This is a genomic window from Acinetobacter tianfuensis (assembly GCF_003611465.1).
GTDB lineage: Bacteria > Pseudomonadota > Gammaproteobacteria > Pseudomonadales > Moraxellaceae > Acinetobacter > Acinetobacter tianfuensis.
The window spans coordinates 66,662-75,271 of sequence record NZ_RAXV01000017.1 but is presented as its reverse complement, the minus strand read 5'-3'; the positions used below and the strand labels follow the sequence as shown (position 1 = coordinate 75,271).

The following is an 8,610-nucleotide window of genomic DNA, read 5'->3' as shown; positions in this document are numbered from 1 at the left end:
CCCGCATTGCACAACGCTAATCGTTTTACATTCAAGCAAGCTTATATAAACTTGCATAGCTATGACATGAAGACAGTTATTGATAAGACTTGATCTCAGTCATGATTTTTTGAATGGATGCTCTATCGTGAATTTGTAAATGATCTCTGATGTAAATGAGTTTATCTATATTTTTTTGAAATACGTTTTGTTGTTCAGAATCCGCTAATTTCTCCTGCTGATGTGGTTCCGTTAATTAGACCACTCAATCTAGTTTTATAAGTGATAAATCCGCTCTAAATATTTAAATTATGCTGCCATTACTTTTGGTAAATGTCGATCATAAAATTCATTTGGTGTTGCCTTATTCAAGCTTGAATGAGGACGTATCGTGTTATAAAAATCCAAATATTCAGCAATTGATTGTTTTGCTTGTTTAACCGTATCGTAAGCCTTCAAATAGACTTCCTCATGCTTCACACTGCGCCATAAACGCTCAATCATTACATTATCCATCCATCGTCCTTTCCCATCCATACTGATACGGATATTTCGCAATTTTAACTCATTCAAAAATGCCTCGCTTGTGAATTGACTGCCTTGGTCTGTATTAAACACCTCTGGACAACCATATTTCACAATTGCTTCTTGCAACGCATCTATGCAAAAGTCTGTTTCCATACTGATCGATACACGATGAGCCAGTACTTTACGACTATGCCAATCTATAATTGCACACAGATAGACAAAGCCTTTAGCCATAGGAATGTACGTGATATCTGTACACCAGACTTGATTAGAGTGATCGATGACCATGTTTTTCAACAGATATGGGAAAATACGGTGTGCAAGATTAGGCTTACTGGTATTGGGTTTTGGATACAAGGCATGTATTCCCATCAAGCGCATTAAACGTCGGACTTTACGCCGACCTATTTTATGTCCTTGACGCTGTAGCATATCTCGTATCATTCGACTGCCCATAAATGGGTAGTCGAGATGAATTTCATCGATTAGACGCATCAAACTCAAATCAGTTGATGAAATCTCTTTGGGCTTGTAATACAACGTACTGCGATTGATTTGAATCAATTGCGATTGTTGTCGTACCGAAAGTTGATGGGTCTTATCGATCATTTTTTGCCGCTCAGCTGCCCTATTTTTCTGAGCGCACCTTCTAAAAAATCAATTTGCAATGCCTGATGTCCTATCTTGGCATGTAGAGCTTTGAGGTCAATCTCAGGTTCTTGTTGTGCTGTTGGTCGTGAAAAAATATTGATTGATTGCTCAAGCAGTTGATTTTTCCAATCAATTATTTGGTTTTGATGTAAGTCGAATTGAGTAGAAAGTTCAGCGAGTGTGTGGTCGCCTTTAATTGCTGCGAGAGCAACTTTAACTTTAAACTCTGCTGAATGATTACGACGTTTTCTTCGTGTCATGGTTGACTCCAAAAACAAGCATTTCCCATGCTTATTGGGGAGTAGATTATCACTTATAGGCGTGGTCTAAAATCCTAGAACCACATCATGCCTACTTAATTTAAATATTAGGCTGCAAATACTCTCCCTAGCTATTTCATAGTCAATGATTTGATTATATTCAATATTTTGATGATCTAATGACATCTTATCTAAACTATCTAAATTAAACTGAATGAGTTGCATAATATAATCTCAAGTTAAAGATCGGAACACTGGTGCTTCTATACCTCCTAGCAACGATAGCAAATATTCCCTGTCCTTGCTTGCTCCTTAAGCGGCTATGTAAGTAAAGAGCTAAATATAAACAAAGGGTTCGTTCCTGACGTTTGAGCATTTTTTCTTTCAAAGTTTGCATCCTATCAGCAATTCACATAAAGATTTCCAACATGTATATACAAGTTAAAAATTTAAACATAGAATTACATGTAACATTACATAAAACATAAATCTGGAGTTCTAATGGTTGCTATTGATAACCATCAAAATAGTTATTTAACATTTGATGAAAAAAGCCCAATTCCAATTTACATGCAAGTAAAGCAGTTGATAATGCATAATATTAACAACGGAACATGGACAGTAAATACAAAAATTCCGTCTGAAAGTGAATTGGTCAAATTACTTGGCTGCAGTCGAATGACAGTCAATCGAGCATTAAGAGAATTGACTGCTGAAGGAATATTGGTTCGTGTACAAGGCATCGGTTCATTTGTTGCAGAGGAAAAACGTCATACTGCTCTTTTTGAAATTAATAATATTGCAGATGAAATTCAAGCGCGCAAACATAAACATCATGCGCAAATTTTAATTCTCGAAAGCTTAAAAGCCGATAGTACTCAAGCATATACCATGCAGATTCGTGAGGGAGAGAAGCTCTTCCACTCTATCATTGTACACTTTGAAAATGAAATTCCAGTACAAATAGAAGAACGCTTAGTAAATGCCGCAATTATCCCTGAATATTTACAACAAGATTTTACTAAACTGACACCTAACGCTTATTTGATGTCTATTGCGCCTATGACTGAAGGAGAACACACTGTCAAAGCAATTTTAGCATCTCCACAAGAATGTAAATGGCTAAAAATCACCAAAAATGAACCTTGTTTATTTATCCAGCGACGAACATGGTCAAATAATAATATTATTTCGAGTGCACGCTTAATTTATCCGGGCAGCCGCTATCAACTTGAGGGGAAATTTACCTCATGACTATAAAAATATTAAAGGCATCTGAATATTTAAAAATGCCTTGGAAAAATGGACAAGGCCATACGCTGCAAATTGCTTGCAGTCATTCATCAATGGAGCATTTCGATTGGCGAATTTCTATAGCAGATGTAAATCAAGATAGTACATTTTCACTGTTTAAGAATAAATCTAGATTTATTAGCATATTAGAAGGCAATGGTATTGTTTTAAACAATCAAAACACACAAAAAGACATTAATTTAAAAGCCAATGAAATTTATGATTTTTGTGGAGACTCATTGATTGACTCTAAATTAATTGATGGTCCAATTCGTGATTTTAACTTGATCTATGACCCCATTAAATATCATGCAGCTATGGACTACTGCGAACAGCATCAAAATAAAATTAACCTTGAAAATTTTAAATTTATATTTTTATTTAACCCTAATAAGTCCGATTTAAACATTAAAATAAATCATGCAGACTATATACTCAGAGAATATGAAACTTTAAAAATAGAAAATAATTTCACCGCCAAATTAGATTTAAATGTTGTTAATAGTTTTACATCGTACTACGTTATTACACTTCAGTAATGCAATAAATAAAAGTAAAGTACAAGTTGCCCTATACTTTACTTTTATTTGATATTCAGAAAAACTTATAAATTACCCTGGGAAAATGCCCCTTTCTTTTCTCGCTGTCAAAATTCGTTCACAAGCTAAGATATAGGCTGCTGTGCGTAACGTACAATGGTTTTTAGTGGCTGTATTCCAAACCTCATCCATGGCTTTGACCATTAAATCATCCAGCTTATGGTTAATTTCAGCTTCAGACCAAAAAAAGCTTGATATATCTTGAACCCATTCAAAATAACTTACCGTCACGCCGCCTGCATTACAAATGACATCTGGAACAATAGTTTTTCCCCGTTCAATTAAAATATCATCTGCTTCTGGATAAGTTGGCCCATTTGCACCTTCTAAAATAATAGATGCTTTTATTCGGTTTGCCCGATGCGCAGTAATTTGTCCTTCTAATGCAGCTGGAATTAAAATATCCGCATCAACATCCCAAAACTCTTCATTTGCAATATTTTCTGTATTTTCAAATCCACATACACCGCCAAACTGTTGTACATATTCATTTAATTTAGAAATATCTATACCTTCACGATTATAAATCGTACCCGTATGATCTTGTACAGCGACGACCATTGCCTGTGCATCATAGAAAAGGAATGCAGCTTCACTGCCCACATTGCCATAACCTTGAATCGCAACTTTTGATCCTTTCAGCTCTAGGCCTACTCTCTTTGCCGCTTCTACACCACAAATATACACGCCGCGCCCAGTCGCTTTTATGCGTCCTAAAGATCCGCCTAAATGCACAGGTTTTCCCGTTACGACTCCTGTAACGGTATAACCTTGACTAGATGAATAGGTGTCCATAATCCATCCCATAACATGTTGATTTGTACCGACATCAGGTGCTGGAATATCTTTTTGCGGACCAATAATATGTCCGATTTCACTTGTATAACGTCTTGTTAGCCGTTCCAGCTCACGCGCTGACAGCGTTGACGGATCAACTCGCACTCCGCCTTTAGCTCCGCCAAAAGGCAAATTTAATACTGCAGACTTAATCGTCATCCATGCCGATAAGGCCATCACTTCGTTTAGGTCTACATCAGGATGGTATCGAATCCCTCCTTTTCCAGGACCGCGTGAAAGATTATGCTGCACTCGAAACCCTTCAAAATGCCGAATAGAACCATCATCCATAACGATAGGCACATCAACAATTAAAGCGCGTTTTGGACGTTTTAATGTGTCTATATACTCTTTTAAATGCTCTAAATATGGAGCAACGCGATCAATTTGTTTCAGATACGTATGCCATGCACCTGAACTTTCATTTAAATAACTTAACTTATCCATGTCTTATATTCCGTCTTTATTTGATTTTAATGTTTTACTGAAATATGTAATTAAAAATGATATAGGCCGCTAATTTGGCTGTATGTTGATCCATATCATAGGAAGGATTGCACTCTGCAATATCCAATAAACGGACTTTTTTTGATGCCTGAATAAAGCTGAATAATTCATCGAAACAGGCGACATCAATACCGCGCACAGCTGGTGCACTGACACCAGGCGCGATGGATGCTGAAAATACATCTAAGTCAACTGTGACATATAAGTAATCGACTTGATCTATAAACTCTTGAATTTGAGAAAAAACCAAATTATTTTCTAAATTTTTCAACTCATAGTCATACAAATAAGTACAATTCAGGTGCTCTGCCGTTTCAAATAGTTTCCGGGTATTAGAGTGTTTAGCAATTCCTAAACATAAATATCGAAATTCATGTTGATATTGTTTAGATAATTTCGCTGCTTGTAAAAATGGCGTTCCAGACGTTGAAATTTCTTCTTCACGCAAATCAAAATGCGCATCAAAGTTAATAATGCCTATAGATTTATGCGGCTCAGTCTGCTGAATAAAATCAAAAAGTCCCTTAAAACTGCCATAAGCAACTTCATGGCCTCCGCCCATAACAATTGGAGCATTCCCCTGTTTTAAGATTGAGGTCAGTTGTGTTGACAGCCTTATTTGGGCTTGTTCTAGATCCGTATCACCACAATAAATATTACCTTGATCTTGTAATGCAATATGCTGATGTACTGGTAAATTCGCCAATTGCTTACGGATGAAATCAGGTGCTGCCGCCGCGCCTATGCGGCCATGATTTCTTTTAACACCTTCATCTGAACAAAAACCAATGAGCACATATCCAGATTTATCGTTATTTGCATTAATGATTTGATGAATCCGTAATTGTGAAGGTTCATTTCCATCACATCGTCCAATCCATTGAAAATTATTTTCCATATCCTATGTTCCCCCATAAATTAATCGTTTCAACCGTGAACTCAACAATCTGAGAGATTTTAAATGGAACGTTCTTGTCCCTGATAAATCACTCTTTTATCTAAGTCGCCGCCAAGCCAATAAGTAATTTCTGATGGGTGCTGTATATCCCAAGCAACAAAGTCAGCGACTTTACCAACTTCTAGGCTTCCATGAGTTTTTTCAATGCCTAAAGCATGTGCAGCATGGATCGTGACGCCAGCTAAGGTCTGTTCAGGTGTCAAGCGAAATAAAGTACTCCCCATATTCATCATCAGACGTAATGACAATGCTGGAGATGTTCCCGGGTTTAAATCAGTAGATAGCGCAATTCTAACTTTATGCTTTTGTAATGCAGTAATGTCGGGATACTTAGTTTCTCGTAAGAAGTAAAAAGCCCCTGGCAGCAAGACTGCAACAGTTCCAGACTTTGCCATTGCCTCTGCATCACTTTCAGTTACGTATTCCAAATGATCAGCAGATAATGCATGATATTTTGCAGCTAACATGGAACCATGCAATGCTGATAATTGTTCAGCATGTATTTTGACTGGCAAATTTAATTGTTGTGCAGCCTGAAAGACTTTTTCAACCTGAGCTGGAGAGAATGCAAGATATTCACAAAATGCATCAACAGCATCAATGAGCCCCTCAGCAGCAAGCTGAGGAAGTAAAGACTCACAAATAAAATGAATATATGCATCACTGTCATACTGATATTCAATAGGTAAAGCATGTGCAGCTAGGCAAGTACTTTTTATTGTGACTGGCAGCATCGCAGAAATTTGACGAATCACGCGTAACATTTTCCGCTCATTCTTCAAGTCCAGCCCATACCCCGACTTGATTTCCAGCGTGGTGACACCATCGTTCAGTAAATTTTTGATGCGTTTAATTGCTATTTCGCGCAGTTGAATCTCAGATGTCTCTCTTGTCGCGCGTACTGTACTGGCAATTCCTCCTCCCTGTGCCGCAATGGTTTCATACGATACGCCCTTTAACCGCTGTTCAAACTCCACACTGCGATTTCCGCCAAATACACTATGTGTATGACAGTCAATTAAGCCAGGTGTAACCCAATATCCATCTAGATCAATTTCCTTTGCATTCAAGTGTTCAGGTAAATCTGCTGCAGCTCCAATCCATTCAATTTTACCAAGGTCTGTTACGATTGCTGCATCCTCAATCACTGAATATTCAGCATATTGCATAGTTGCAACCTGACAATTTCGCCATATCGTTTTCATTCAAATTATCCTTATTTAAAACTGTTTTAAGATTTCCTGAATATAAAAAAGGTTATTCACTGACGTGAATAACCTTTGCTTAGGGTTTTATGCATTTACCATAGGTAAATTTAAATTTTGTTCTTTTGCACAGTCAATTGCGATTTGATAACCAGCATCGGCATGACGCATAACGCCAGTCGCCGGGTCATTGGTCAAAACTCGTAAAATGCGTTCATCAGCTTCTGCTGAACCGTCACATACAATCACGACACCTGAATGTTGAGAGAAGCCCATACCTACACCGCCGCCATGATGCAGTGAAACCCATGTTGCCCCGCTCGCTGTATTGAGCAATGCGTTCAGTAATGGCCAATCTGATACTGTATCAGAACCATCCTGCATAGCTTCAGTTTCACGGTTCGGACTAGCAACTGAACCAGAATCCAGATGATCACGACCAATTACAATCGGTGCTTTCAGAATACCTTGGCGCACCATTTCATTGAAAGCTAAACCAAGTTTAGCGCGTTGACCTAGCCCAACCCAGCAAATACGTGCGGGTAACCCTTGGAAACTAATGCGTTCCCTAGCCATGTCTAACCAATGGTGCAGATGTTCATCATCAGGAATCAATTCTTTTACTTTTTCATCCGTACGATAAATATCTTCTGCATCACCTGACAGTGCAACCCAGCGGAATGGACCAATGCCTCGGCAAAATAGCGGACGAACATACGCAGGAACAAAACCAGGGAAATCAAAGGCATTGCTCACACCTTCTTCTTTAGCCATTTGGCGAATATTATTGCCATAGTCAAATGTAGGAATTCCCTGTGCTTGGAATGCAAGCATAGCTTTCACGTGTTCAGCCATTGACTGTTTTGCTGCTTTTACAACATCTGCCGGCTGAGTTTTAGCTTTTTCACGGTATTCTTCCCATGTCCAGCCTGCAGGCAAATAGCCATTTAATGGATCATGCGCACTCGTTTGGTCTGTAACCATATCTGGGCGGACACCGCGGCGAACCATTTCAGGTAAAATTTCTGCGGCATTTCCGCATAATGCAATAGAAATAGCCTTTCCTTCAGCTGTATATTTTTTAATACGCGCTAAAGCATCATCCAAATCAATTGCTTGCTCGTCGACATAACGCGTACGCAGACGGAAATCAATACGTGATTGCTGACACTCAATATTTAAAGAACAAGCGCCTGCCAAAGTTGCTGCTAAAGGTTGCGCTCCGCCCATTCCACCTAGACCGGCAGTGACAACCCAGCGACCAGTTAAGCTGCCATTATAATGTTGACGGCCTGCTTCAACAAAAGTTTCATAAGTACCTTGTACAATGCCTTGACTGCCAATATAAATCCAAGAACCAGCGGTCATCTGACCATACATTGCCAATCCTTTTGCATCTAATTCATTAAAATGTTCCCAATTTGCCCAATGTGGAACAATATTTGAATTTGCAATTAAAACACGCGGGGCATCTTTATGCGTTTTAAAAACCCCAACTGGTTTACCAGATTGAACTAATAATGTTTCGTCATTTTCTAATTGTTTTAATGTTTCTACTATTTTATCAAAGCATTCCCAATTGCGCGCTGCACGGCCAATTCCACCATAAACGACTAATTCTTTAGGATTCTCAGCAACATCTGGATCTAAATTATTCATCAGCATGCGCAATGGCGCTTCTGTTAGCCAGCTTTTTGCATTAAGTTCTGTGCCGCGTGGCGAACGAATTTCAACATCACGGAACTTGGTTGTATTTACTAAATTAGTCATAGAGTAGACTCCTTTCTTAGACT

The 8,610-nt window shown here is 38.4% G+C and carries 7 protein-coding genes; 2 read left to right on the top strand and 5 right to left on the bottom strand.

What is annotated here, in order from left to right; all coding sequences use genetic code 11:
* Window positions 1-288: 288 nt before the first annotated feature.
* Window positions 289-1,418, bottom strand: a protein-coding gene (locus tag D7V32_RS09160; protein WP_089024817.1) for an IS3 family transposase whose coding sequence is annotated in 2 segments (ribosomal slippage) — window positions 289-1,166 and window positions 1,166-1,418 — 1,131 coding nt in all. Because the reading frame shifts where the segments join, the coding sequence is not laid out codon by codon here.
* A 501-nt stretch (window positions 1,419-1,919) separates the two neighbouring features.
* Here D7V32_RS09160 and hutC point away from each other — a divergent pair.
* Together hutC and D7V32_RS09150 are read left to right on the top strand one after the other, a co-directional pair.
* A complete protein-coding gene (hutC, locus tag D7V32_RS09155) occupies window positions 1,920-2,672 on the top strand; it encodes a histidine utilization repressor (RefSeq protein ID WP_120402578.1) in 753 nt (250 codons plus the stop codon).
* A complete protein-coding gene (locus tag D7V32_RS09150) occupies window positions 2,669-3,250 on the top strand; it encodes a HutD/Ves family protein (RefSeq protein WP_120402577.1) in 582 nt (193 codons plus the stop codon). Before hutC ends, D7V32_RS09150 begins: the two co-directional genes overlap by 4 nt.
* A gap of 72 nt (window positions 3,251-3,322) precedes the next feature.
* Here the strand turns inward: D7V32_RS09150 and D7V32_RS09145 are convergent, their stop codons facing one another.
* The 4 genes from D7V32_RS09145 to hutU form a co-directional block, all read right to left on the bottom strand.
* Window positions 3,323-4,594 carry a Glu/Leu/Phe/Val family dehydrogenase gene (locus tag D7V32_RS09145; protein WP_120402576.1) on the bottom strand — a complete coding sequence of 424 codons (1,272 nt, stop codon included), beginning with the start codon at window positions 4,592-4,594 and terminating at the stop codon, window positions 3,323-3,325.
* 34 nt (window positions 4,595-4,628) lie between these two features.
* On the bottom strand, window positions 4,629-5,552 hold the full coding sequence (gene hutG, locus D7V32_RS09140; RefSeq protein WP_120402575.1) for a formimidoylglutamase: 924 nt from the start codon (window positions 5,550-5,552) through the stop codon (window positions 4,629-4,631).
* Between the two features lie 59 nt (window positions 5,553-5,611).
* Entirely contained in the window at window positions 5,612-6,817 is a 1,206-nt protein-coding gene (gene hutI, locus D7V32_RS09135) for an imidazolonepropionase (RefSeq protein ID WP_120402574.1), read from the bottom strand.
* 87 nt (window positions 6,818-6,904) lie between these two features.
* The gene (gene hutU / locus D7V32_RS09130; protein WP_120402573.1) at window positions 6,905-8,587 is read right to left on the bottom strand and encodes a urocanate hydratase; all 1,683 of its coding nucleotides are present in this window, start codon (window positions 8,585-8,587) and stop codon (window positions 6,905-6,907) included.
* Window positions 8,588-8,610 lie beyond the last annotated feature (23 nt).

Coding starts and splice junctions, on each gene's coding strand:
- hutC (WP_120402578.1), top strand. CDS start 1,920: ATGGTTGCTATTGATAACCATCAAAATAGTTATTTAACATTTGATGAA.
- D7V32_RS09150 (WP_120402577.1), top strand. CDS start 2,669: ATGACTATAAAAATATTAAAGGCATCTGAATATTTAAAAATGCCTTGG.
- D7V32_RS09145 (WP_120402576.1), bottom strand. CDS start 4,594: ATGGATAAGTTAAGTTATTTAAATGAAAGTTCAGGTGCATGGCATACG.
- hutG (WP_120402575.1), bottom strand. CDS start 5,552: ATGGAAAATAATTTTCAATGGATTGGACGATGTGATGGAAATGAACCT.
- hutI (WP_120402574.1), bottom strand. CDS start 6,817: ATGAAAACGATATGGCGAAATTGTCAGGTTGCAACTATGCAATATGCT.
- hutU (WP_120402573.1), bottom strand. CDS start 8,587: ATGACTAATTTAGTAAATACAACCAAGTTCCGTGATGTTGAAATTCGT.